The sequence below is a fragment of the Roseofilum acuticapitatum BLCC-M154 genome (assembly GCF_030068475.1).
Lineage (GTDB): Bacteria > Cyanobacteriota > Cyanobacteriia > Cyanobacteriales > Desertifilaceae > Roseofilum > Roseofilum acuticapitatum.
In genome coordinates, this window is the sequence record NZ_JAQOSP010000006.1 from 196,949 (window position 1) to 221,275 (window position 24,327).

Genomic DNA, 24,327 nt, shown 5'->3' on the forward strand with positions numbered 1-24,327 from the left:
ATAATTAATTAGCAATGAAAATCTTGATGTATTCTCCATCATTTTACCCTAAAATTGGAGGACTAGAAACTGTTGTATTGATTCTCGCTCGAGAATTTGTCGAGTGTGGGTACAGCCTCAAAGTTATATCATCTACACCTGCTAACGACGAAAAAAAATTCCCATTTGAAGTAATTAGACGACCATCACTCTATCAATTATTACAGTTAACTCATTGGTGCGATGTATTTTTTCAAGGAAATATTAGCCTTAAGGGAATTTGGCCCTTGTTACTCGTACACAAACCTTTAGTGGTTACTCACCAAAGTTGGTATCAGCGTTTGAATGGAACCTTAAGCTGGCAAGATCATTTGAAAAACCTGGTAACTCGCTTTTCCACCAACATTTGTGCTAGTCATGCCTTAGCAGAGCGAATAACAAGCCCTTCAACCGTTATTCCCAATCCTTATCGCCAAGATATATTTTATGAAATACCAGAGATTAAACGAGATAAAGAACTTGTTTTTTTAGGACGCTTAGTCTCCGACAAAGGAGCAGATTTACTTCTGGATGCAATAGCCAACCTTAAAGCCTTGGGACTCACTCCTAAATTAACCCTCATTGGTAGCGGCCCTGAAGAAGCAAACTTACGTCAACAAGTCAAACGATTAGATATTAACCATCAAGTCGAGTTTGCTGGGGTCAAATTCGATCAAGAACTCGCTCAAGCATTGAATGCCCATCAAATTCTTATTGTTCCCTCTCGTTGGGAGGAACCATTCGGGATTGTAGCACTAGAAGGTATTGCTTGCGGTTGTGTTGTTGTCGGGTCAGATGGAGGAGGATTAAAAGAGGCTATTGGTTCTTGCGGTTTGACTTTCCCCAATGGAAATGTACAAGCCTTAACCGAAATATTGATAGAACTCTTGACAGGTAAAACTCTACTCTCAAAATATCGGGAAAATGCTATATCCCATTTATCTCGTCATACTAGCACCGCCGTAGCACAAGGATACTTAGAAATACTAGAGAGGGTAGTAACGTGACACTCATTATTGCTCCAATTGCTGTTTTAGTTATTGTATATCTATCCTGTCTTGACTGGCGGCGTTCTGTCAAAACCGTATTGCTCTTAGTCGTAATTGAAGGAGCATTACGAAAATGGGTATTGCCCCAAGCCAGCGAACTTATTTACTTTCTCAAAGACATTGTATTATTTGGAGCTTACATTCAATACTACGCCTTATCCAAATCAAGTAATAAATTTCCGACCATTAAACAACCCTTTGTTCATATACTTCTTTTTCTGATATTTAGTTGGTGTCTGTTTCATACGTTTAATCCTAGTTTAGGGTCTCCTATAATAGGACTGTGGGGCTTGAGAAACTATTTTTATTATCTTCCATTGATATGGATGATGCCCAATTTGTTCCCATCTGAAGAAGAACTATACAATTTTCTGCGATCTCATCTGCTTCTAGTTATTCCAGTTGGACTTTTAGGAATTGCACAATTTTTTAGTCCAGCTTCCAGCCCAATCAATGTATACGCTCCTGGACAAGAAGCATCAACAGGTATTGCTACATTTGGGGTTTCTTCTACTGCCAGAATTACTGGAACATTTTCCTATATCAATAACTATGTGCCCTATTTATTAGTATGTTTTTCTTTATTAATTTCTTTACTCTCGCAAAAACTAGAAAAAAAACAGTACAAAATATTAATAATTGAGATGCTTCTGGTAGTTATAAATTCCTTCATGACCGGCTCTCGTACCATAATTTTTGGTTCAGTTTTATTTGTTATTGGTTATGTGTTTATAAAAGGAATCAATCAGTTTTCAAGTATCCTACGACTTCTGAAATGGATTGCACCTCCAGGTTTGATTTTCTTGGTAATTGTATCCATAATATTTTATGAAAGAATCAATCAAATATTGGACAGGATATTATTAACTAATGATGTAGTGCTTAGGTTATCCCTACTTTTTCAAGAACCCATTCATAATACAGGAATTAAACTATTAGATGGTTTTGGCCCAGGTTCCACTCACCAAGCCACTGGGATTTTACGATCTGTTCTGCGATTACCAACTGGTGAAGTGATTCCGGTAGGCTATGAGTCAGAAATGGGCAGAATTATTCTAGAAATCGGGCCCATAGGATTTATTTTTTGGTATGGATTGAGAATTGGAATTATGATCGCCTTGTTAGCCCTAGTATGGAAATTAAAACGCCCATTGCTGCGGGATTTAGCTCTATCAGCTTTCTTGATTCACTTAATTTGGCTACCTGGGCAATTAGTTTTTCACAACACCTTCTCAGTTTACTATTGGTTCCTTAGTAGTTTTATCTTTTTATTGCCTTATTTAGAACAGGTTGAAAACTGGCGAAAACAACACCATTTATTACATCAGTATGACCAATTTTCGTATTTCTCTGATTCATCCTACGGGGAATCCTAATTCTCGTCAATCGGCATTAGCATTAGAAGAGGCTGAATTTTTGTATGAAGTCATAACGACTATAGCCTATAACCCAGAATCCGAAAATTGGAAGTTATTAAATGGACTGCCTACAGGTATTAAAAACCGAATTACTGATGAATTGAAGAGACGCAGTTGGGTAATGCCAGGGGGAACTCCAATTCGGACTCATTTGTGGCAGGAAATTCTCCGAGTTGCTCTGGTTCGCAGTGGTTTACCGCGTCGTCTAGGGATTAACAATCAACGATTAACGGATTGGATTTACACCTCCATCGATCGCCACGTTGCCCAATCTCACCTTAATAGACTTGATGGAGTTTATGCTTATGAAGACGGAGCAGCTACCACATTTCAAGCCGCTAAATCACAAGGAATTCTCTGTTTATACGATCTGCCGATCCTCTTCTATCAGATGAGTCGCCAGATTCAATCAGAAGAAGCCGAACTCTTTCCCGATCTGGCTCCCTCCTTACAAGCAGCTAAAGAACCGGAATGGAAACTCAGACGTAAAGAACAAGAAATTGAACTAGCTGACCATATTTTTGTGGCTTCTTCTATTACCCGTAAATCCCTCCTCAATTTTGGTGTCAATCCAGAAAAAATTACTGTCATCCCCTATGGCGCTCCCCTAGATTATTTTCATCCCCAACCCAAAAAAGATACTTGTTTCCGCGCCCTCTATGTTGGTCGTGTCGAACCGCGAAAAGGAATTCACTATCTTTTACAAGCTTGGAAAAACTTAAATTTCTCCGATGCAGAACTATGCTTGATTGGTATCAATGAATTTCCCTCTGGCTGGCTGGATCAATATCAAGACCTGTTTCGATATATTCCCCCCGTTCCCCACTATTCTCTGAATCAATATTACAGTTCTGCTAGTGTTTTTGTCTTTCCCTCGTTAGTTGAGGGATTTGGCTTAGTCCTACTCGAAGCCATGGCCTGTGGTATACCTGTGATTACAACACCTAATACGGCAGGGCCTGATATAATTACTGATGGCGTGGAAGGATTTATCATTCCTATTCGGGATGTTGCAGCTATTCAAGAAAAACTTGATTGGTGTTACCATCATCCTCTTGAATTAGCTCAAATGGGAAAAGCAGCCAGGAAAAAAGCAGAACAACTCACTTGGTCTCAATATCGGCAACGATTAACATCTTCCATGTCTGATATCATGAGCCAAAAGTGCTTGAATTCAAGCAACAGTTAAGATGCTCACGAGTGTTTTAGAAAAATTAGTAATACTGAACTCATTTATATTTAAAAATCATATTGATGTCCAACTCTAAAACAATCAATTATTATCACTTGTGGTTTCCCAATATGTTTGGGTTTAAGGGCGGGATTCAGGTTTATTCTGCCTTTTTACTACAAGCGCTACAAAATTTGTATCGAGATCGCCACTATCAGGTATACCTTAAGCACGATACTCAATCTTCCCCCGATCTAGGTTATTGGCCTCAAACGGATTTCCATTTTACAGGTCAAATTCCTCTCTCCTGGCGCACACCGGCTTTTGCGGCTCAGATTTTACTATCAGGATTATGGCGTTCTCCAGAGTTAGTGATAACCAGTCATTTAAACTTTACACCGGTCGCCTACTGGCTGAAACGCTTCAGAGGTATTCCTTATTGGACGATCGCCCATGGAGTAGAAGCGTGGAACATTGAGAGTCCCATCCTTAAAACTGCACTACGTCATGCCGATCGCATTCTCGCCGTCAGTAAGTACACTCGCGATCGCCTCCTCAAAGAACAAGACTTGAATCCAGAACGGGTTTTACTCCTTCCCAATACCTTTGATAGCGATCGCTTTACCATTGCCCCCAAACCGCCTTACCTACTGCAACGCTATGGTTTTTCTCCAGAAACGAAAATCCTATTAACCGTTTGCCGCTTAGATAGCCAAGAACAATATAAAGGCTACGATCGCATTCTAGAAGCCCTGCCCACCATCCTCCCACAGGTTCCCAACCTTCATTATCTGATTGTCGGCAAAGGGGATGACCGTCCCCGCGTGGAAACCCTAATTCAACAACTGAATCTACAAAAGTACGTCACCCTAGCCGGTTTTATTCCCGATGAAGAATTGTGCGACCACTACAATCTCTGCGATCTCTTTGCCATGCCCAGTAAAGGAGAAGGATTTGGCATCGTCTATTTAGAAGCCTTAGCCTGCGGTAAACCCACATTAGGAGGGAACCAAGACGGGGCACTAGATGCCCTCTGTAACGGTAAACTAGGAGCATTAGTCAATCCCGATCGCGTCGAAGAAATTGCCCAAACTCTCATCCAGATTTTACAACGACAATATCCCAATCCACTGATGTATGAACCGGAAGCCTTACGACAACAAGTCATTGAAACCTTTGGATTTGAACAGTTTCAGCAAACCCTAGAAGCGCTAATGGAAACGTCTCCCCTAGGAGGTCATCCGTGAAAGTTCTCCATGTGATTCCTTCTTTATCCCCCAGTCGAGGGGGGCCCACCGAAGTCGCTCTCAACTTAGTTAAGTACCTCAGACAATCTGGAGTGGATGCCGAGATTGCCACGACTAATGACAATGGAGCAGAAAACGCCCAACTCCTTGATGTTCCCCTCAACCAAAGAGTTGACTATCGTGGGGTTCCGGTCTGGTTTTTGTCTCTAGCTTCTCCACCCAATCAAGGTGTTTCTTTAGGGCGCGATCGCGGATTTCTCTTCTCTCCTGCCCTCACTCGATGGCTGTGGCAAAATGTCCCTAACTATGACATTCTCGATAACCATTATCTTTTTTCCTACGCTTCTACCTGTGCTGGGGCGATCGCCCGTTGGCATAAAGTCCCTTACACCGTCCGTACCATGGGCCAACTCTCCCCCTGGGCCCTAGCCCAAAGTCGTCGCAAAAAACAACTCTATAGCCTTCTTATCGAACGCCGTACCCTCAATCAAGCCGCCGCCATCCACTGTACCTCCAACGGAGAAGCTCTAGATGTCCGCAATTATGGCATTACTGCCCCTACTGTAACCATTCCCCTAGGTGTAGATCTTCCAGAAATACAACCCGATGCTAAAGCTAAACTTCGGGCAAAATATGATATTCCTTTAGACGCGACAATTATCTTATTTCTCTCGCGCCTGCATTATAAAAAGCGCCCAGATCTGTTAATCGAAGCACTCCATCAAGTTCAATCTAAACGTCCTAATCTTTATCTCCTCCTTGCCGGTTCTGGAGATCCTGAATATATCGAACAATTAAAACAATTACTCCATCAGTTAGACTTACACCATTGCACCCGATTTACCGGCTTTGTCACAGGACAAGACAAAGATTTAGTCCTTCAAGGCTCAGATCTGTTTGTCCTTCCTTCCTTTTCTGAAAACTTCGGTATTGCCGTCGTCGAAGCCATGGCTGCGGGTTTACCCGTAATTATTACCCCAGAAGTACAAATTGCTCCAGAAATTGAGCAGGCAAACGCTGGGTTAATTGTAGAGGGTAATAGAGAATTTGTAGCCAGTGCAATTGCTCAGTTACTGGCATCAGATAGCAAACTACTCGGTCAGAATGCTCAAACTTTAGTTAAAAAATGCTATTCTTGGCCAGCCATTGCAGAACAGCTGGCTGGCGTTGATCATTCTCTAATTCAAAAATATACTTAATGACTAAGTTCAGCAAGGATATTAGACCAACCTTTGATTTTATATTCATTAAAAGGTTCTAAATATCCTGGTTTATTAATTAAACTAATTGAATACCCAAAATTCTTCAAAACTGATATAGCTTCATGCCATTGGCCATGACCTACTTCCATAAATATATTATGAATGAGTTTACCAGCTAATAAATTTTCTGCACCTTTCAGAACAGAGAGTTCATGACCTTCCACATCAACTTTAAGTAAATGAATATTCTCAACATCATTTATACTACACCAAGTATCCAAGTCAACAGTCTCCACTTCAATGGCGTTCTCTAATTTTTTTTTCGGTGAACCTCGATTTAATAAATGACTAAACATCCCCTTTCCTCTAGGAGGAAGAACCATAGACTTAATACCTTGATTATTGCTGGCAGCTAGTGGTACAACTGAAATTTCCGAATAATTATTAATGTCTCTATTGTGTTTTAGTTTACTACATTCTATCGGATTAGGTTCAAAAGCAAAAATTTCCACTCCTGACAATTCGTTTTGACGAGAGTAAGCAGCACTTAAGAGACTATATAACCCCATATTTGCTCCAACATCCAAAATCACTATATTATCCCTATTAAGTAGCTTTTTCCACCACTTTAACTCAGCCCATTCATATTGCCCTCTATAGAACAGTGAGCCGACACTTATATCTTCGGGTAGAGCTTCTATCTCAAATCCATATTCGGTTTCAAATCTCAACCAAGGCTGACGTTCAGCATAGAGTTTCCAAACTAACCTTCGCCACAATGCCATGATAGGATTTCTATAAAACTGTGGATGCTTAAGTAAGCCTAGTCTCATTTTGAGTAACTCATAGTTTCTATTCATAAGTTTTAGATCATCTTTGTTGGCTAGTTATTTACGGGCGATCGCCCAAACTGTAATTGGAAAATTTTCCTCGTTATGGAGTTTACTAAATATGCCCCATCCTCGTGCTGACCATTTTCTGAAATTGGCATTAATGCAAGCACGATTGCCCCACGATCCTGTTTTAATTTTATCGAGTTCAAAACCACATTCTGCTAATAGATACTTCAAACCCGTTTCTGTCCATCTAGAACAATCAATGGGGTCGTTATGAATACGAACTAAAAATGGGGTGCTAATAATAAAATATCCTCCTTCATTGAGCATTTTATAGACATTTTGACCTGCTCTGTAAGGCCACAGTAAATGTTCAAATACTTGATCGGCCATAATTAAATCGAAGCGTTGGTCTAAACAATCTTTACAAATGTCATATTCTGGATAGTCAAATTTTGTATAAGATTTGAATGTTATATTTTCTAAGGTGTTTCCTGATATTTCTAAAGCATTTAATGTAGAAGGATCAAGCGATTCAATGAAGTTAAAGCATTCTTTCAACATGACCACTTTAGACCATAAAGTTAAGTCATACTTTGCAATTCTTTTTAATTTATCTTTGGAATCTTTAGATATCATAATTTATAGAACTCTAGTTACAACTTCTGAGGTAGATTTATCAACTGAAAAAACTGTTCAATATTAACATCTACATTATCCCATATCCAGTGCGGATCTTGATATTCCTTGGGTTGTTTCCCTTCTCCCATCAAGTAATAATAATCTAGATCCAATTCCTGACTCAGAACCCAGTAATGAGTCTCTACATAGTTGGGAGAAAATAACTCAATCACTTGTGTTCCTGGGGAACAGAAGACTAAATTACTGAGTCCGGCTCCGTGGGGAGCAACAATTTGATGAGCCGAAGCAAAAAGCTGGGCTTGTTCTTCCATTGACTTTGTTTCTAGTATAACTGATTGAAAGCCAATGGGTTCTAATTTCTCTACTAATTGATCTTCGTTAATTACTTTTCGGTGTCTGGATTTTGCGCGACTAATATAGAGCTTTGGGGGAGCATCTGATGGCTGAGAATTATTTGTTGGTAGAAAAGTGTTTCTTAGAAATTGACAAACCCATTTAGGCATTTCTCCGGGCTGACTTGCCCAGGAGGGAACAATGAGGTTGTCTGCCATAAGATGGGTGAATTCACGATTGGTGATAATTTTATGTTTAGGGATGCCTAATTGGGATAGGGTTTGAATCTGAAAGGGTAAATGATAGCTGGAAAAAATAAAATAATCAATATCTTCAAAATTAATCCCGCTAAGTCGGAGCAGTTCAAGACGAGGGAGGACATCAAACATCCAATGGAAATAAACATCGCTGCCTTGGGTGGATAAAACGGCTGCGGTTCCTTTCAGGTGGTGGACTGGAGGGAATTTCCAGAGGGTAAAAAGGGTATTTTTTTCAATGGTGCTGCGATGTTCTAGGGAAACATCCCCTAAGAGGCGATCGCACGGTGTTATGATCGCTCCATTCTCCCCAAACACCCGTCCTCCAGGAATTTGAGCCACAAATGTCGGTTCAGCATGGTGTGTGACTCGTTGTCTGAACTTCCAATGAACCTCTCCAGATAGGGTTTTGGGTAGTTTCCTGTGACTGGTATGGGCCGGATGAATTTCTTGGTAAGAAGATTTTTCCTTCTCCTCTAGACTCAATCGATCGTACCACTCGTGAGTGGTGCGATAAAATCCTTGAGGGGGGCCTAGCTCTAGAGAGGACGAAGAAATCCAGGTTAGGGGTTTGACTCTCCACTGCTTCAGAGGGATCAGAGCGCGATTATAGGCGTACCAATAGGGTCTTAATCGATCTTTGAGAGTTGGGTTCATTCAGCTCAGGCTTAGGTATTGATAACAGTATGGATGAATTGTGAATGAAGATCAGCCACAGGAAAACTATATATCTCTACACTGGGATAAACAACGGTTCCATATAGAAGTATATCTAAAATTATGTGAGTTCTTGCTAACAGCTCTGAAGATCATTAGATCCTATGGAGCCATATGGCTGACATCACCGAGAAACTAGACGATCGGCGATCGCCCTAGCAATTCCCTCTTTACCCATCATCTTCACCGGGACTTGATTCTCTGATACCCAATAAGCCACTTGCTCCCCTTGCGCTCCCGTCTCTTCTCCACGATTGGCAACCACAGCATCATACCCTTGTTTGAGTCGTGCTTGGGCAATTTCAATTAAGTCTTCATGGCTGACATTTTCCTGATACTTAAACGTCACCATATACAGGTCGGGAAACTCTGTCCTCACCCGTTCAATTACTTTACCTGTAGGCACTAATTTCAGAGACTGTAAAGCATTACCACTGGGAATTTTTCCCGGTAATACCCGCTCCGGTTGATAATCAGCAACGGCAGCAGAAAAAATCCCAACAATATAAGGATTTTCCTGCAATTGTCCTAAAACCAATTGGGCATAATCTTCATAGGTTTGGGCGATTTCACAGGGTAAATAGGGGGGTGGGGTATCGCCACCTGTTCCTAAAATTAACTGTACTTCTGCACCCCGTAAATAGAGTTCTTCAGTAATTTTGATGCTTAAAGTACCGCGAAAGCGGTTGGTGATTCGGCGAATATTATCAATAGGAACGGGAGTGGGGCCGCCGGTGACTAGAATAGGAATACCTTTTAAGGGCGAAGAACTGATTAAGCGACAAACTGCCACTACAATTGAGCGTAAATCGGGTAAATTATCTTTGCCATAGGCTTGTTTAGGGGGCATGATTTCTACGCCCCATTGGTGTAATTGTTGGAGGGATTCGGTTAAAATTTGATTGTGCAAACTGCCGTGCATGGTGGGCACAATCAAGATTTGGGTTTGTCCTTGTTCGAGTTTTCCGAGTGCAGAAGCGAGGGTAGAGGTAATTACGCCATCGGCGATGCCATAGCGCATTTTATTGATCGTATTGTAGGTAGCGGGCGCGACAACATAGGCATCAAAAGGGTTTTCATCGCTGAGATGTTCAGCCGCAGCCGTTAGCTTTGTAATCACCGGATGGGTGGTACTCCATTCTAGGCTGTCGAGGGTGGTATAGCGTAGGGCTTCAGGGGAGGTAAAAGCGACTACTTCTGCCCCTTCCCGTCGGAGTTCCCGCGCTAGTAAGGGGGCTTTGAGGGCGGCAATACTGCCGGTAATGAGTAGAGCAATGCGTTTTCCTTGTAGATGTGTTCCCTGGAGGGGGACTTGGCGATCGCCTAATTCAGAGGGGGGAGGTGGGGTAAAATTCCAAGGTTCCATATCAGAAGGGTAATGGCTAATGGGTCATATTTTGCGTGAGGTTGGCTCTGGCTAACGTTACAAAACATTGAGAAAAATGACTCGGATGTAAAGGGGGATCGGCGATCGCATACAATGCTCAAATACACTCTATTGATTTAGACTACTGTTTGTAAATCCCTAACTATGTTTCCCATTCATCGCCCTCGCCGCCTCCGTAACTCTGCCAGTTTGCGCCGGATGGTGCAAGAGAATGTTTTAACCACCAATGATTTAATTTATCCCTTGTTTGCTGTACCGGGTGAAAGTGTAGCGAAGGAAGTACGCTCTATGCCGGGCGTATATCAGCTCTCGGTGGATAAAATTGTAGACGAAGCTAAAGAAGTCTATGATTTGGGCATTCCAGCGATTATCTTATTTGGAATTCCCGAAACCAAGGATATTGAAGCAACGGGCGCTTGGCATGATTGTGGGATGATCCAAAAAGCGGCTACTGCGGTTAAAGAAGCGGTTCCGGATCTAGTGGTGATTGCCGATACTTGTCTGTGCGAGTATACCAGCCATGGCCATTGTGGTTATTTGGAAGTGGGAGATCTGACGGGACGGGTATTGAACGATCCCACCCTGGAATTATTGAAGAAAACCGCCGTTTCCCAAGCGAAAGCGGGAGCTGATATTATTGCTCCATCGGGGATGATGGATGGATTTGTACAGGCGATTCGTGGGGCGTTAGATGAAGCGGGGTTTGAAGATATCCCGATTTTGTCCTATGCGGCTAAGTATGCTTCTGCCTATTATGGGCCATTCCGAGATGCGGCGGAGTCTTCTCCCCAATTTGGCGATCGCCGCACCTATCAGATGGACCCTGCCAATAGTCGCGAAGCGATCAAGGAAATTGATTTAGATGTGGCTGAAGGTGCAGATATGCTGATGGTGAAACCTGCTTTAGCTTATATGGATGTGATTTGGCAAGTGAAGCAAGCCTCTAATTTGCCCGTCGCTGCTTACAATGTTTCCGGCGAATATTCCATGGTTAAGGCGGCTGCTCTCAATGATTGGATTGATGAACGCCGGGTGGTGATGGAAACCTTAACTAGCTTTAAGCGGGCAGGGGCAGATCTGATTCTCACCTATCATGCTAAAGATGCGGCTCGATGGCTGCAAGCTTAATAGAGCAAACCTAAATGAGTTATGTAACGGTTGCCCCTCATCCCCCTACCCCCTTCTCCCGTGGGAGAAGGGGGAAAGTCCCTCTCCCACAGGAGAGGGGATGTCCAGTTGCACAACTCATTTAGACTAGCAATGCACAGTGAATCTATCCCAGTAGGGGCGAAAAGTTGCTTGCCCCTATTTCCCCTATAATAGTTACACTCAATACCAAATTGTTGGAAGAGGCCCCTATGCCGAAAACCGTTGCTGATGTCATGACTAAAGATCCGTTGGTGGTTCGCCCGGATACATCCTTGAAAGAGGCGATTCACTTGTTGGTGGAACACCGTATTAGTGGTTTGCCTGTTGTTGATGCAGAGGGTAAGCTGATCGGGGTAATCTCGGAGGCGGATTTGATGTGGCAAGAGACAGGGGTAGAGCCGCCGCCCTATATTATGTTGTTGGATAGTGTGATTTATTTGGAAAATCCGTCAACCTATGAGAAGGATTTGCGGAAGGCGATGGGGTTGACGGTGGGTGAGGTGATGAGCAATCATCCGATTTCGGTGACGGGCGATCGCTCTTTGCGGGATGCAGCGAAGTTGATGCAAAAACATAATATCCGCCGGTTGCCGGTTTTGGATGGGGCGCAGAAGTTGGTGGGCATCCTCACTAGAGGGGATATTTTGCGCGATCTTGATGCTCAGGCTTAACTTTTTTTCCTGATAACCTTATTAAGAGTGTTTTATAAAGTATGAGTGTAACCCCGGAATCAGTTCAGCAATTATTGAATTCGGAAAATTATGGCGATCGCCTGCGAGGGGTGAATATGTTGCGTTTGCTCGATCCGGTGGTGGCGTTTCCGAAAATTCAAGCCTTAGCTACCGATAGTAATGTACGGGTACGCTATGCGGCAGTGAGTCAGTTATCGACGGTGGGAGAGGCAAACCGAGAGGAAAGTTTAAAGATTTTACGCGATCGCCTGGAAAATGATCCAGAAATTGATGTGAAAGCGGCGGCGGCGGATGGCATTGGAGCGTTGCACTTAAGAGAAGCTTACCCCGATTTAGAACAGGCTTATCACAGCACTCAGGAATGGTTGTTGCAGATGAGTATTGTGGCAACTTTGGGAGAATTGGGCGATCCTCGCGCCCTCAATTTACTTCAACAGGCTCTCAACTCCTCTACAGATTTAGTCCGTGCCTCCGCCGTCAGCGCTTTGGGAGAGTTGGGTAATGTAGAAGCGGCGGAGTATTTATTTGCCTTAGTTGACGATCCCGACTGGCAAGTGCGCCACCGCGTTGCTCAAGCGCTACACCGTTTGGGGGCACAAGGGGAAGGGGTAGAGTCGGCTCTGAAAAGACTGGGGGAAGATCCAGTAGAGCAAGTGGCGATCGCCGCTAAAAATACCTATAGCGCGTAGGGCTACGCGCTAGTCATGGGTAATTGGTAATAGGTAATAGTGATATCATATCAAGTCCGGATAAAGGGTGAAGAAGCGGGCAAGATGCCCGCACTCCTCCAATCCCTTGATATTACTGGAGTGGGAGCGTCTCGCTCCCTATATTTTTAATTATGGTGTTTCCGCTTCGCGGACATGAATAGCCAGACATGAAGTGTCTTCCTAATAAAAAGCCTGGAAAATCGGCATTATAGCGTAAAAAATGGTTTACCTATTACCCATTACCTATTACCCTTCTGCTGTGCGAAGCGCCATTAAGAGATCATCAGGGGGCTTTTTCTCGCAGTTCGCTCTAACCATAATTCCAGATCATCAGAATCAGAAAACTTCAGCAATGCAATGGATAGATCCTCTAGGGCACTCAGAGAAAGCGCCTCAATTTCTTCTTGTAAATAGGGCTTAACCGCACCAATTTTCCAAGGCAGTTGCCGCAGAATCATCGTCACTGCCTGCTCATGCTTGCCCTTTTCTCTGCCTTCTTCCATCCAATGCATCATGCTTGCCATGATTCGATCTCCCTTATGGTATTGAATATTAAGTAATTTGGCTTGAGGAAGTACATCATCAACTGTATAATCTATTCCTGATTTAACTCCCAGTTCATTCTGGAATCATGTACAGTTGAGGAACTAAATTCTTCCTGGTATCAGCATCCTGAACTAAGTCGCGTATTATCCATCTTTCAAGATAACCTCTTTTGCTCCAAAAGGCAATCCCTTACTCATTACTCATTACTCATTACTTCGCCTCCATCCAACTCTTCCCTTGATGAATTTCTACCACCAAAGGAATTTTTAAAGAAACTACATTCTCCATCGTCTCCTTGATTTTCCCCGCCAACTCCTCCCATTCCTCCGGCGGCATTTCCAACACTAACTCATCATGAACTTGTAGCAGCATCCGCGCCTGATAGGGACGCAAAACTTCATCCAATTTCACCATCGCCATCTTAATCAAATCAGCACTCGAACCTTGAATCGGTGCATTCGCCGCCGCTCGTAATAATTCATCCTCCCTTTTCCCACTTTGTCCAAAATCAAAATAGCGCCGTCTGCCCCAAATTGTTTCCACAAATCCTTCCTTCCTTGCCCCTTGTTTCGTCTTTTCCAAATACTCAAACACTTTGGGATATTGGTCATAAAAACGGTCAATAAATGCCTTCCCTTCTGCCGTACTTACCCCCATTTCCCTCGCGAATCGTTGCGCCCCCATGCCATAAACAACCCCAAAATTGATCACTTTCCCTAGCCGACGCTCTTCCGGGGTGATTTCCTGGCGATTAAATAGCAATTGAGCCGTCACTTTATGGATATCATGGTAATTATTATAAGCCTCAACCAGGGTGGGATCTTCACTTAAATGGGCTAAAATTCTTAACTCAATTTGTGAATAATCAGCCGAAACTAATGTCCATCCCGAATGAGGAATAAATGCTTTTCTGATTTGGCGTGAAAATTCCGTGCGAATGGGAATATTTTGTAAATTCGGGTGAGAAGAAGATAAGCGTCCCGTACTGGTAACGGCTTGGTTAAAATCCGTATGTACTCGTTGGGTTTGCGGATGGACTAATTTGGGTAGAGCATCCACATAAGTAGAGTTTAATTTATCTAAGGTACGATAGTCTAAAATCGCCTCAACCACTTTCGTTGGATGATTGGCTTGCAGTTTTTCTAAAGTCGCTGCATCCGTAGAATATCCGGTTTTAGTTTTACGGACTGTGGGCAGTTTCAGTGTATCAAACAATAGGTCGCTGACTTGCTTGGGGGAACGCAAATTAAATTCTTTCCCGGCAGCTTCATAGGCTTCTTTTTCAATAATTTTGAGTTTATCGGTTAATTCCTCAGAGAGATTTTTTAGATAATCGGTATCGATACAAATACCTGTCCATTCCATTTGGGCTAAAATCGGCTCTAAGGGCAGTTCAATTTCATTGAGGAGCTTCTGAAGTTGGGGAATTTGGCTCAATTTTTTGGCAAAGATTGGGACAAGCTGAAATGTCACATAAACATCCATGCCGCAATATTCAGAAACTAGGGAAATATCGATATCAGCAATGGTTTTGCCCTTGGGAACTAAGTCCTCATAATTTTTAGCAATGATCCCTAATTCTTGTAGCGCTAAGGCACTTAAACTATGATTACTGTCGGGATTTAAAACATAACTGGCAAGCAGGGTATCGAGAACAACGCCTTGAAGGTTAATGCCTTGATTTTTGAGGATTAAGCGGTCAAATTTGGCATTTTGTAAGACTTTTGGATAGGCAGAATTTTCGAGCAGGGGGCGCAGCAGTTCTAGGGTATTGTTTTTGTCTAAATTCTGTCCCCGTTTGTGGTTGAGGGGAATATAGGCAACGGTGAGGGTTTGATCTTGCTGAAAACAGCATCCTAAACCGACTAATTCGGCATCCCTGGGTTCTAGTGCGGTGGTTTCTGTATCCCAAGCGACGGGAAGTTGGGGATCTTGGCAGGTTTTGAGCTTTTCGATTAAATCGGTTAGTTTTTGCTTGGTGTCGATGATAATCGGAGTGAAGGGTAACTGCTTTTTGGCTTGTGCAGCTTCAGTGTCTGCGGCTGTCCAAAAATCAAGTTCTGGATCGGTACTTTCAGGCTCAATTTCTCGAACTTCTTCTACTTTTCCTCCTAACAGTGTTTGAAAATGATCGAGTTTTTGGCTGAATTTTTCTAATTCTAAGGCTTGGAATAATTCTGCTAGGGGTTGGGAGGCAAAGCCTTTTAGATGACAGTCTTCTAGGCTGAGATGATTAAGGGGAACTTGAGCGGTAATTTGGGCGAGAAACTGGGAATGGTAGGCATTGTCTTTGCCTTCTTTGAGTTTCTTTTGGATTGCGCCTTTGATTTGATCCAGGGATGCATAAATTCCATCTAATGTGCCATATTCTTGCAACAATTTGACGGCGGTTTTATCGCCAATGCCTTTAACTCCAGGAATGTTATCGGACGGATCGCCGCACAGGGCTTTATAGTCTACAATTTGGTGGGGATGAACGCCCATTTTGGCTTTGACTTGTGCTGGATCGAATTCAGAGGTTGCGGTATCTCGTTTTTGGCTTCCTCCGGCAAGATACAGGACGCTGATGGCTTTTTGGGTATCGACGAGTTGAAATAAGTCGCGATCGCCGGTTAAGATCTTCACCTGATACCCTGCTTCACTTCCCCGCTCGGCTAACGTCGCCAAAACATCATCGGCTTCATACCCCGCACAAGTAGCAATACACACCTGGAGAGCGGCTAAAATCTGCTGTAGGTTATGCAGATCCGGGATAAAGTCCTCTGGGGTTTCCTGACGATGGGCTTTATAGTTTACATCTGCATCATGGCGAAATGTGGGTTCAGCGCGATCGAATGCTATGGCTAAGGCTTGAGGCTGTTCTTTTTCCAGGACTTCAAACAGGGAATTGAGAAAGCCAAAGCAGATACTGGTGGGGATACCGCTACGGGTTTTCAGTCCTCCATCCCGCCCTTTAGCAAAGGCATAATAGGCACGAAAAGCGAGGGAATGTCCGTCAATGAGCAGTAGGAGGGGGCGAGAGGAAGTTGAAGCCACAATTACAATTAAAAATTAAAAATTAAAAATTAAAAATTATTTTGATTATAACATTGTGGCTTGTGGGGTGCGGGGGGAACCGGCTAGGAGATCTGACTGACAACCACGACGCGATCGCCCTCAAGGGATAACTGCCCGCTTTTAACTTCCGAGAATGAGCTTTGACAGATGGCGATCGCCAGCGTAACGAGGATCGCTTCAATTACCATAGATATCGTTTTAGATTTCATTGCCCTTACCTCACACTTTTTCCAATTACATCTGCATAGATCACCCAATCAATAGCTGGATTGTTCACCCTCATTATTACTGTATCCAAGATTGCTCCCAGGTACATCGAGGAAACCACCCCATTTTTAGGATTTATTCACACTTCATGTTTGGTTTTCCAGATTATTTGATGAGTAAAGTTAATTGAACTTCATTGATAGTGTCCGTATTTCTGCCACAACCCACTAATCTTTATAAAATATTTAGCTTTCGATCTCGTTATAGTTGTTTACTTCCCCATTCTCCCAATCCCCCCTAGGGGGATGCTACCCTAGAAAAAACCGATCGTAAACTTACTGAGGAAACACCCGTGGTTGCAACTCCAGAAAAATACTCAGAACACACCCCAATTGGCGATCGCCAACCGTCTCGCGTCGCCGTTCTGTTGATGGGCTATGGTGAAGTAGAAAGTTATGAAGACTTTGCCAACTACAACGAACAAGCCCTAAATCTGCTCACCGCTAAGTTTGCACCGGTTCCCACTTGGATCTATCCCCCCCTAGCCAAACTCCTAGCGATGTTCGATCTCCATGAATGGAGTCATCAGCATGGTAATTTCATCTCCCCTCATAATGCCATCTTCGAGCGTCAGCGAGCCGGAATTGAGCAGCACTTACAGGAAAGATGGGGCGATCGCATTAAAGTCTTTAAAGCCTTCAACTTTTGCGCTCCCTTCCTTCCTACGCAAGTCCTAGAGCAAATTAAAGCAGAAGGCTTTGACAAACTGCTCATCTATCCCCTGCTCGTCGTTGATTCCATTTTTACCAGTGGTATCGCCGTTGAACAAGTCAACCAAGCTCTAGCCAAAGAAGAGGGTAGCCAACATTGGGTAACCGGAGAGCGCTATATTCCCTCCTTCTACAACAAACCCGACTATATCAACCTTATGGCGCAATTAGTCGAGGAAAAAATAGCCCAGAAATTGCGCGATCGCATTTTACCCTCCCAAATTGGCATCGTCCTCATGAACCATGGCTGTCCCCATAAAGCCAAAGGATTCACCTCCGGGATTACCGAAAGCCAAACCCTCTATGAATTAGTGCGCGAAAAACTGATTTACAAATATCCCCTCATTTCCGTAGGTTGGCTCAACCACGATACCCCCCTGATTGAATGGACGCAACCGGACGCTAAACTAGCAGCAGAAAACCTGATTCAGCTTGGTGCAAAGGCGATCGTTTTCATGCCCATTGGTTTCGTCACCGAAAACCACGAAACCCTACTCGATGTCGAGCATATCATCGAAGCCTTGCAGCGCCAATACTCCGACATCAACTATATTCAAATGGAGTGCGCCAACGATCATCCCGAATTCCTGCATATGGCAGCCCATTGGGCAGATCCCCACATTGAAGATTTACTCTCAGAAGAAGCCTTAGCCGTGAATACCCAACTCGGTGTTGAGCATCATCATCACCATCATCACGATCATGACCCCGATCGCAGCCATCATCACCACCACCATCATTAATTAAACCCAAAGGTAGGGTGTGTTAGCGACAGCGTAACGCACCCTAGTGCCGTGACAACTCTAAAATGGTGGGTTATATCAAGTCCGGTTTCCGCAAGCGGACATGAAAATTTGTTAATTGTTAATTGTTAATTGTTAATTGTTAATTGTTAATTGTTAATTGTTAATTGTTAATTGTTAATTGTTAATTGTTAATTGTTAATTGTTATAACTTCAACTCAACCAAATCTCGCTCAAACTTTACCCCTTGACGTTCCACAATCTCAGTATCATAAACCTGAAAACCAAACTTCTTAAACAGACCCAAACTAAAGCGGCTCGCCTCAGCATAAAATCGGGTTATCTCCTGAGTCTGACCATACTCTAAAACCCTCTTCATCAGAGCAGTACCAACCCCTTGATGCAGACAATCATGGCGCACATAGAGTGAAGCAATATGACCATCCTTATCAATACCCGCAAACCCTAAAATTCCCATTTCATCCACAGCTACAAACGTGGTGACATCGAGAATAAATTTACGAAAATGCCGTTTATTCAAGGCAAAAGCAGCCCAGGTTTGGGTCTGCTCTAGGGTATAATATTCTAGTCCATGTACCCGAACCGTTTGAGCATAAATCTCCGCCAGTTCAGGCACATCAGATTCTTGAGCGACTCGAATCTTCATCGGCGATCGCCGAATTGCTCTAGCAATTCTTGCCGAGACTTTTGCATAATCGTGGAAATCACCTCTTCAGTTGACAGAGCTACCAGTTTTGGGGCGATCGCCTCCAACTCAGGATCGATCGTCTCAAAACGCAATTTCATCAAGTTCTCCACCGTTTTTCGGCGTTCTTGCTCGATACCTTGCTGTAAAACCGTTTTTCTCGCCTGTTCGAGCAATTCTCGATATAAAGGTGATGCTTCTAGTACCCCCATATCCCACCTCAGAATTTGTTTAACTAAGCCGATATACTGGAGATCGGGCAATTCTGTTACCCATTCTACCCAGCGATCGGGATTTAAGCCAATCAAACGCTTGCTACCAATATCTGCCGGTTTCGACATTCTCTTATCTATCTCCTAAAGAAAGTGATACTCCGAAAACATCGCCGCTTGTCCTTTATAATTCTGGTATTGATCAATGAGATTCCAGAGCATGAAATCTTCGATCAAAATTCGCTTACCCGTACTCGATATTCGCACTCCAGAATACCCTTTAGCATAGCCTTTTTTAGAAGTATCCGCCAGGAGTTTATTTCGATCTTCCTGACCCATCGGTTCAGTTGTACTACGGGAAGGAGTTTGGATTAAATCCTCCCAACTTAATTCCCATAACATTAAACCTTGATGGTTACCATAATTGTACAGGGGATCGGATTGAGTTCCATGGGAAAAGATAACAAACGGAGCTTCAAACAACTCTTGTGCCAGTTCTATGGGTGCTTGTTCTGGATTCAACAAAGGCGAACCGAACCAGTGTTGATAACTCGTCAGAATTAATTGAGTTTGATCGATAACGGTTTGTTCTTGCCAAGGAAAGTCCATAAAAGTTTTATGTTTATTTGATGTTTACTTTTATAATAGATACCATATACTTTACCACCGAACTTCCACCATGATCAATAAATCTCGCAAAAAACGGAGCTTAAAGCAATTTCAGAAACAATTTGGTAAAGTGAACTTCATTCAGTTGGTCGAAGGCTATCCCCATTGGAGTGATTTATATCATGCTTTACTCGCCATGGAGTGGTGGCAGTTTTTTTGCTTAATCCTAGTCTTATATCTAATCACCAATATCCTCTTTGCTCTCGCTTATTTAGTCGGAGGGAATGGCATTGCTAATGCTCAACCGGGTTCCTTTGCTGATGCCTTTTTCTTTAGCGTGCAAACCATGTCCACTATTGGTTATGGATCATTTTATCCGACCAGCCTATATACTCATATTATCGTCACCTTTGAAGCCTTATTGGGGTTATTAGGATTTGCCGTAGCAACCGGCTTATTATTTGCCAGATTTTCTAAACCAACGGCACGGGTTTTATTTAGTCAAGTGGCAATTATTGCTCCTTATCAGGGAAAACCAACTTTGATGTTTAGACTAGCCAATCAACGCAATAACTGGATTGTGGAAGCCCAGGTTAGAGTCAGTGTTTTATTACCCCAAGAAACCACTCTAGAAGGTCATAGCTTACGGCGGATTGTTGATATTAATTTAGTGAGATCGCAGAATCCTTTTTTAGTGCTTAGTTGGATGATTATGCATCCGATTGATGAACAGAGTCCATTTTACCATTATGGCTTTACTCCAGAGAATATAGACCAGTGGCAACCGGAAATTATTATCACCCTAACAGGATTAGATGAAACCGTTTCCCAAACTATCCATTCTCGGTATTTGTATCATCCAGAAGATCTGAGATGTGATGTGACTTTTGTGAATGTGGTTTCGACGAACAAAAAAGGAACGCGCTGTATTGATTATACCCATTTCCATGATGTCCAACCCTTGCAGGATGGAGAATAAGAAGATAAGTCCTTACTCATTCATTTCCTTATAAGTAGCAACTGCGGAAGGAGAAATACGGTTGAGGTAGCGGAAAATCCAATACTTAAAGACCGTATCTAGGATAACCGGAAAAGTAGCGATAAAGAGGAAGATAAATTCTCGACTTTCAGGGAGTCCAAAATGTCGGGATAAGCCTTCGAGAATCACTTCCCAACCATGGGGAGAGTGGAACCCAACGAACATATCAGTAAACAGGATAATAATGAAGGCTTTGGCACTATCACTTAAGCCATATACTAGGTCATCCATGAAAGATTTAAGAACGGTAATTTCTCGCTTACTGGTATAGATAACCCAGCCAAAAGCAACAAAGGCAAAAAAGTCAGAGAAGATGTTTTTTACTGCATCTGAACTTTCGGTTCTAAACTCTTCTTTGATTTCTTCTGCTTTATGCTGAAGCTCTTCTTGGATTTCCTTGGGACTGAGTTCGGGAAGATCGCCAATGAGCATTTCAAATTTAAGCTGGCTTTCAAATTTTTCTAACTCCATGAAAGCTTCGGCTTCCATGTCTTCATTGAGAAAAACAGAAATTTGATCTTTTTCCTTAAATTTATCGACAATGGGGCCGACAATGAAGTTGTTGGCAATTTGTTGGGTTAATAGGGGAATCAGAAATGCGAGTAAGATGAATCTGAGGGAAATAATGGTTTTGAATTTAGAGATCCGAAACCGATTCATTAATTCTTCTTCGGTTTTGGGATCGAGTTCTTTTTGAACTCGTTTGAAGGTTCCTAAGATCGTGCGAGGCAGAAAGCTGGATTGATCGGAAATGGTTTCTGCATTGGTAATTTCTTCGACGGTGGGTGGTGGTAGAGGTTTGGATTTGGGTATGCTTAGAGATTGGGATTGCTCGAAGGGAATAACGGCTTTAGAGTTGGAGGATGCTGGGGTATTTTCGGGTCGAGCGTTGTATCGACTGAGGACTTGATCGATTGTGGTGAGTTTTTCTACAATTTGGGAGTCTTCAATGGCATCTTTGTCTAGGTTGATGTTGGTGGATTCCCAGAGACTATTGGCTAATTTGCGAGAGGAAGAGTTGACCAATAAACGGCTGGTGCTGAATTCGGATAAACGAATGCGAGCGGTGTTTAAGTTGTTGGCTAGTTCCCGTTTAAAATAGGACTGAACTGTGGTATTATATTGGGGAGAATTAGGAACGATCTTTTCTCCCCCAAAGTATTCATCTTCGATCGCCTGAATTTTGAGTACAGCTTCATAGGCATCATCTAAGGCGCGATCGGGGGTTTGCCAAAACCAACGGTTGAGGAAGCGAAAAGAAGATTGAAGCTTTTGCCAGGGAGAGCCTTTAGCCATAGGATTTTAGGAAGTTCAGAGACAAAGGGAGCAGGGTGAAATCTTTCCGGGGAGGGGATTGTGAGTTCTAAGGCTCGATCGCCATGGACTGTATCTTATCAAATGTGTTCTAACTCGTGTAGCGTGTCTTTAGATTCTCTTTGGATAGTGGGGCCGTCCCGCAGTGGTAAAACCCGCCGTTTGGTGGAGTACATTGGCGAGCAAGTTGGGCTACAATCAGATGCCGGTGCGATCGCGAACCCGATGATTTTGGTGTTTGCCGCAACGGGAGATAATCGCCTAGATTTAGACGATCGCCTCACCACATTAGACCCCCCTAAAGGCGGACTATTCAGCCAAACAACCACCCCCCTAGGCTTCTGCATCAATCAAGTCAGTTTATTTTGGCCCCAACTCATGCAGCAACTGGAGATAGAATCCCAGTTTCCCCTACATCTGCGGCCAGAAACCGAACAAGAATTAGCCCAAGCTCTATGGCAAGACGATCTAGACCGGGAAGCCCTCAGTTTAGAAGGGGTTTCCCCCCTGCGCTTGGTGCGGCAACTCCTCGATACCTGGGCCCTAGCGGCTGCCAGTGGGGTGGCGATCGCCGATATCCCCACCCTTCTCGAACAAGGACAACTCGGAAGCCTAAGCAAAACCCCCGATCTCTGGGAAAATATCGGCGCGGCACTCAACCAGTGGCGCAGTTGGTGCTTAACCCATGGCTGGCTCACCTATGGACTAGCCCTAGACCTCTATGGACAGCATCTCATTGGCGATCGCCCCTACCAAACCTATCTCCTACAGCGCTATCAGAGCCTCTGCGCCGATGACGTAGACGAATATCCCGCCCTCATGCGGCCTCTATTTGAACTCTTTCTAGAGCATCAGCGCCCCTGTCTATTCACCTACAACCCCAAGGGCGGTATTCGCCTCGGCCTCAGCGCCGACCCCCAGTATCTAGCCCAAATTGCCCAACGCTGCCAAATTGAAGATCTGGGAAATCAGCCTAACTCAGGACTAGCCAGAACTCTCGACCTCGAACAAATCGAACAAATCATTAACCCCCTCTTCGCCCAACCCATTCTCCTACCCCCAGCACAGATCCAATCCCTGCAAACCATTTCGCGATCGCAACTTCTGCGAGAAACCGCCGAAACCCTCATCGACGCTATTCACCATCAACACATCCCCCCCCAAGACATCGCCATCATCGCCCCAGGACTAGACGACATCGCCCGCTATACCCTCCTCCATCTCCTCGATCGAGCCAACATTCCCCTACGTCCCCTCAACGAACAGCGGCCCCTGATCGCCTCCCCCCTGATTCGCGCTCTCCTCACCCTGCTCGCCCTCGTCTATCCCGGTTTAGGGCGACTCATCAACCGAGAAGCGATCGCCGAAATGCTCATCATCCTCAGCCATCCCCTCCTGGGAACCCCCCAACCCAACCAACCCCCTCCCTACTGGATCGACCCCGTACGAGCCGGACTAATCGGCGATCGCTGCTACGTCCCCGATCCCGACCATCCCCACCTCCTCCCCCTAGAAGTCTTCGATCGACGCGATCGGCTAGGCTATCGTCCCAGCACCGCCTACAACCAAATCCGCACCTGGATCGAAAGCCAAAAAAAAGAACACTCAGAACGCCTCCTCAGCACCCCCCTCATCTTCCTCGACCGCGCCATTACCCGCTTTTACCTCTGCCATACCCTCCCCTACGACCAACTCGCCGCCATCCGCGAACTCATGGAAACCGCCCATCACTACTGGCAAACCCATCATCGCCTCCATCCCCACCACTCCCCCCTACCCCAATTTATCCAACTCCTGCGCCAAGGCACAATCACCGCCAACCCCTACCCCGTGCGACCCACCGGCCCCAAAGCCAACGCCGTCACCCTCGCCACCATCTTCCAATACCGTTCCAGTCGCCTCTCCCACCGATGTCACTTTTGGCTCGATGCCAGTTCCCCCCTATGGCTCAAAGGAGGAGCCGCGAACCTCTGGGCTGCTCCCCTATTTTTACAGCACCGTTTAGGAAAACCCTGGACAGTCGAACACATGCAAGAATCCGACGAAGAACGACTCAGACGCATCTTACTAGACTTACTCAGTCGTGTAGAAGAGCGCCTCTATCTGTGCCACAGCGATCTAGCCGTCAATGGTACAGAACAAACCGGCCCCTTATTGGCTTTAGTGAGCGCCAGTCAGGAACTGATAGGTCAAAGCAACCTTTCCATCGATTAAAATCCTGCTTTTCCAAGCGATCGCCTGGAGCAAATACGCTTCAGATTTCAGTAGCTATGTTACTATCTTGGTGGTTCGATTA

The 24,327-nt window shown here is 44.1% G+C and carries 22 protein-coding genes; 11 read left to right on the forward strand and 11 right to left on the reverse strand.

Going from position 1 to position 24,327, the window contains the following annotated elements; all coding sequences use genetic code 11:
• Nucleotides 1-14 precede the first annotated feature (14 nt).
• The 5 genes from PMG71_RS01665 (at nucleotide 15) to PMG71_RS01685 (ending at nucleotide 6,102) form a co-directional block, all read left to right on the forward strand.
• Complete coding sequence (locus tag PMG71_RS01665) at nucleotides 15-1,025, forward strand: glycosyltransferase family 4 protein (RefSeq protein WP_283751899.1); 1,011 nt, start codon at nucleotides 15-17, stop codon at nucleotides 1,023-1,025.
• Nucleotides 1,022-2,443 carry a hypothetical protein gene (locus tag PMG71_RS01670; protein ID WP_283751900.1) on the forward strand — a complete coding sequence of 474 codons (1,422 nt, stop codon included), beginning with the start codon at nucleotides 1,022-1,024 and terminating at the stop codon, nucleotides 2,441-2,443. The genes PMG71_RS01665 and PMG71_RS01670 overlap by 4 nt, the downstream gene beginning before the upstream one ends.
• Entirely contained in the window at nucleotides 2,397-3,674 is a 1,278-nt protein-coding gene (locus PMG71_RS01675; protein ID WP_283751901.1) for a glycosyltransferase family 4 protein, read from the forward strand. Before PMG71_RS01670 ends, PMG71_RS01675 begins: the two co-directional genes overlap by 47 nt.
• 65 nt (nucleotides 3,675-3,739) lie before the next feature.
• Nucleotides 3,740-4,903, forward strand: coding sequence for a glycosyltransferase (locus PMG71_RS01680; RefSeq protein WP_283751902.1), 1,164 nt, complete (start codon nucleotides 3,740-3,742; stop codon nucleotides 4,901-4,903).
• Entirely contained in the window at nucleotides 4,900-6,102 is a 1,203-nt protein-coding gene (locus PMG71_RS01685; RefSeq protein ID WP_283751903.1) for a glycosyltransferase, read from the forward strand. The genes PMG71_RS01680 and PMG71_RS01685 overlap by 4 nt, the downstream gene beginning before the upstream one ends.
• On the opposite strand, the gene PMG71_RS01690 is transcribed toward PMG71_RS01685, so the two are convergent.
• The 4 genes from PMG71_RS01690 to PMG71_RS01705 form a co-directional block, all read right to left on the reverse strand.
• Nucleotides 6,099-6,965, reverse strand: a complete 867-nt coding sequence (locus PMG71_RS01690) for an FkbM family methyltransferase (RefSeq protein ID WP_283751904.1) — start codon at nucleotides 6,963-6,965, stop codon at nucleotides 6,099-6,101. The two genes, PMG71_RS01685 and PMG71_RS01690, sit on opposite strands and share 4 nt — an antisense overlap.
• 27 nt (nucleotides 6,966-6,992) lie before the next feature.
• A complete protein-coding gene (locus PMG71_RS01695) occupies nucleotides 6,993-7,580 on the reverse strand; it encodes a methyltransferase domain-containing protein (RefSeq protein WP_283751905.1) in 588 nt (195 codons plus the stop codon).
• Nucleotides 7,581-7,597: 17 nt separating this feature from the next.
• Entirely contained in the window at nucleotides 7,598-8,830 is a 1,233-nt protein-coding gene (locus PMG71_RS01700) for a glycosyltransferase family 61 protein (protein ID WP_283751906.1), read from the reverse strand.
• A gap of 184 nt (nucleotides 8,831-9,014) precedes the next feature.
• Nucleotides 9,015-10,256, reverse strand: coding sequence for a flavoprotein (locus tag PMG71_RS01705; RefSeq protein ID WP_283751907.1), 1,242 nt, complete (start codon nucleotides 10,254-10,256; stop codon nucleotides 9,015-9,017).
• A gap of 165 nt (nucleotides 10,257-10,421) precedes the next feature.
• Between PMG71_RS01705 and hemB the strand changes: the two genes are divergently transcribed.
• The 3 genes from hemB to nblB all read left to right on the forward strand — a co-directional run bounded on the left by hemB (nucleotide 10,422) and on the right by nblB (nucleotide 12,807).
• Complete coding sequence (gene hemB / locus PMG71_RS01710) at nucleotides 10,422-11,405, forward strand: porphobilinogen synthase (RefSeq protein WP_283751908.1); 984 nt, start codon at nucleotides 10,422-10,424, stop codon at nucleotides 11,403-11,405.
• Nucleotides 11,406-11,635: 230 nt separating this feature from the next.
• Nucleotides 11,636-12,097, forward strand: a complete 462-nt coding sequence (locus tag PMG71_RS01715; protein ID WP_283751909.1) for a CBS domain-containing protein — start codon at nucleotides 11,636-11,638, stop codon at nucleotides 12,095-12,097.
• 41 nt (nucleotides 12,098-12,138) lie between these two features.
• On the forward strand, nucleotides 12,139-12,807 hold the full coding sequence (gene nblB, locus PMG71_RS01720; protein WP_283751910.1) for a phycobilisome degradation protein NblB: 669 nt from the start codon (nucleotides 12,139-12,141) through the stop codon (nucleotides 12,805-12,807).
• 293 nt (nucleotides 12,808-13,100) lie between these two features.
• Here nblB and PMG71_RS01725 read toward each other — a convergent pair whose 3' ends face one another.
• The 3 genes from PMG71_RS01725 to PMG71_RS01735 form a co-directional block, all read right to left on the reverse strand.
• Nucleotides 13,101-13,352, reverse strand: coding sequence for a DUF4351 domain-containing protein (locus PMG71_RS01725; protein ID WP_283751911.1), 252 nt, complete (start codon nucleotides 13,350-13,352; stop codon nucleotides 13,101-13,103).
• Nucleotides 13,353-13,584: 232 nt separating this feature from the next.
• The gene (gene polA, locus PMG71_RS01730; protein WP_283751912.1) at nucleotides 13,585-16,410 is read right to left on the reverse strand and encodes a DNA polymerase I; all 2,826 of its coding nucleotides are present in this window, start codon (nucleotides 16,408-16,410) and stop codon (nucleotides 13,585-13,587) included.
• Between the two features lie 83 nt (nucleotides 16,411-16,493).
• Nucleotides 16,494-16,640: a hypothetical protein gene (locus PMG71_RS01735; protein WP_283751913.1), complete on the reverse strand. Its 147-nt coding sequence runs from the start codon at nucleotides 16,638-16,640 to the stop codon at nucleotides 16,494-16,496.
• Nucleotides 16,641-16,990: 350 nt separating this feature from the next.
• Between PMG71_RS01735 and PMG71_RS01740 the strand changes: the two genes are divergently transcribed.
• Nucleotides 16,991-18,151: a ferrochelatase gene (locus PMG71_RS01740; RefSeq protein ID WP_283751914.1), complete on the forward strand. Its 1,161-nt coding sequence runs from the start codon at nucleotides 16,991-16,993 to the stop codon at nucleotides 18,149-18,151.
• Nucleotides 18,152-18,356: 205 nt separating this feature from the next.
• On the opposite strand, the gene PMG71_RS01745 is transcribed toward PMG71_RS01740, so the two are convergent.
• The 3 genes from PMG71_RS01745 to PMG71_RS01755 are packed head-to-tail and all read right to left on the reverse strand — an operon-like array spanning nucleotide 18,357 to nucleotide 19,678.
• The gene (locus PMG71_RS01745) at nucleotides 18,357-18,818 is read right to left on the reverse strand and encodes a GNAT family N-acetyltransferase (protein ID WP_283751915.1); all 462 of its coding nucleotides are present in this window, start codon (nucleotides 18,816-18,818) and stop codon (nucleotides 18,357-18,359) included.
• Nucleotides 18,815-19,198: a hypothetical protein gene (locus PMG71_RS01750; RefSeq protein ID WP_283751916.1), complete on the reverse strand. Its 384-nt coding sequence runs from the start codon at nucleotides 19,196-19,198 to the stop codon at nucleotides 18,815-18,817. The genes PMG71_RS01745 and PMG71_RS01750 overlap by 4 nt, the downstream gene beginning before the upstream one ends.
• A gap of 15 nt (nucleotides 19,199-19,213) precedes the next feature.
• The gene (locus tag PMG71_RS01755) at nucleotides 19,214-19,678 is read right to left on the reverse strand and encodes an MEKHLA domain-containing protein (RefSeq protein WP_283751917.1); all 465 of its coding nucleotides are present in this window, start codon (nucleotides 19,676-19,678) and stop codon (nucleotides 19,214-19,216) included.
• Nucleotides 19,679-19,748: 70 nt separating this feature from the next.
• Between PMG71_RS01755 and PMG71_RS01760 the strand changes: the two genes are divergently transcribed.
• Entirely contained in the window at nucleotides 19,749-20,657 is a 909-nt protein-coding gene (locus PMG71_RS01760; RefSeq protein WP_283751918.1) for an ion channel, read from the forward strand.
• Between the two features lie 12 nt (nucleotides 20,658-20,669).
• Here PMG71_RS01760 and PMG71_RS01765 read toward each other — a convergent pair whose 3' ends face one another.
• Nucleotides 20,670-22,013 (reverse strand): proton extrusion protein PcxA, encoded by a 1,344-nt coding sequence (locus PMG71_RS01765; protein WP_283751919.1) that lies wholly within the window; start codon nucleotides 22,011-22,013, stop codon nucleotides 20,670-20,672.
• A 123-nt stretch (nucleotides 22,014-22,136) separates the two neighbouring features.
• Between PMG71_RS01765 and PMG71_RS01770 the strand changes: the two genes are divergently transcribed.
• Nucleotides 22,137-24,245, forward strand: a complete 2,109-nt coding sequence (locus PMG71_RS01770) for a hypothetical protein (protein WP_283751920.1) — start codon at nucleotides 22,137-22,139, stop codon at nucleotides 24,243-24,245.
• Nucleotides 24,246-24,327 lie beyond the last annotated feature (82 nt).

What these genes read in the sequence shown, in the direction of transcription:
- PMG71_RS01705 (WP_283751907.1), bottom strand. Translation starts at nt 10,256, where the DNA reads ATGGAACCTTGGAATTTTACCCCACCTCCCCCCTCTGAATTAGGCGAT.
- nblB (WP_283751910.1), top strand. Translation starts at nt 12,139, where the DNA reads ATGAGTGTAACCCCGGAATCAGTTCAGCAATTATTGAATTCGGAAAAT.
- PMG71_RS01760 (WP_283751918.1), top strand. Translation starts at nt 19,749, where the DNA reads ATGATCAATAAATCTCGCAAAAAACGGAGCTTAAAGCAATTTCAGAAA.
- PMG71_RS01675 (WP_283751901.1), top strand. Translation starts at nt 2,397, where the DNA reads ATGACCAATTTTCGTATTTCTCTGATTCATCCTACGGGGAATCCTAAT.
- PMG71_RS01750 (WP_283751916.1), bottom strand. Translation starts at nt 19,198, where the DNA reads ATGTCGAAACCGGCAGATATTGGTAGCAAGCGTTTGATTGGCTTAAAT.
- PMG71_RS01665 (WP_283751899.1), top strand. Translation starts at nt 15, where the DNA reads ATGAAAATCTTGATGTATTCTCCATCATTTTACCCTAAAATTGGAGGA.
- PMG71_RS01700 (WP_283751906.1), bottom strand. Translation starts at nt 8,830, where the DNA reads ATGAACCCAACTCTCAAAGATCGATTAAGACCCTATTGGTACGCCTAT.
- PMG71_RS01735 (WP_283751913.1), bottom strand. Translation starts at nt 16,640, where the DNA reads ATGAAATCTAAAACGATATCTATGGTAATTGAAGCGATCCTCGTTACG.
- PMG71_RS01680 (WP_283751902.1), top strand. Translation starts at nt 3,740, where the DNA reads ATGTCCAACTCTAAAACAATCAATTATTATCACTTGTGGTTTCCCAAT.
- hemB (WP_283751908.1), top strand. Translation starts at nt 10,422, where the DNA reads ATGTTTCCCATTCATCGCCCTCGCCGCCTCCGTAACTCTGCCAGTTTG.
- PMG71_RS01755 (WP_283751917.1), bottom strand. Translation starts at nt 19,678, where the DNA reads ATGGACTTTCCTTGGCAAGAACAAACCGTTATCGATCAAACTCAATTA.
- PMG71_RS01765 (WP_283751919.1), bottom strand. Translation starts at nt 22,013, where the DNA reads ATGGCTAAAGGCTCTCCCTGGCAAAAGCTTCAATCTTCTTTTCGCTTC.
- PMG71_RS01725 (WP_283751911.1), bottom strand. Translation starts at nt 13,352, where the DNA reads ATGGCAAGCATGATGCATTGGATGGAAGAAGGCAGAGAAAAGGGCAAG.
- PMG71_RS01745 (WP_283751915.1), bottom strand. Translation starts at nt 18,818, where the DNA reads ATGAAGATTCGAGTCGCTCAAGAATCTGATGTGCCTGAACTGGCGGAG.
- PMG71_RS01695 (WP_283751905.1), bottom strand. Translation starts at nt 7,580, where the DNA reads ATGATATCTAAAGATTCCAAAGATAAATTAAAAAGAATTGCAAAGTAT.
- PMG71_RS01715 (WP_283751909.1), top strand. Translation starts at nt 11,636, where the DNA reads ATGCCGAAAACCGTTGCTGATGTCATGACTAAAGATCCGTTGGTGGTT.
- PMG71_RS01690 (WP_283751904.1), bottom strand. Translation starts at nt 6,965, where the DNA reads ATGAATAGAAACTATGAGTTACTCAAAATGAGACTAGGCTTACTTAAG.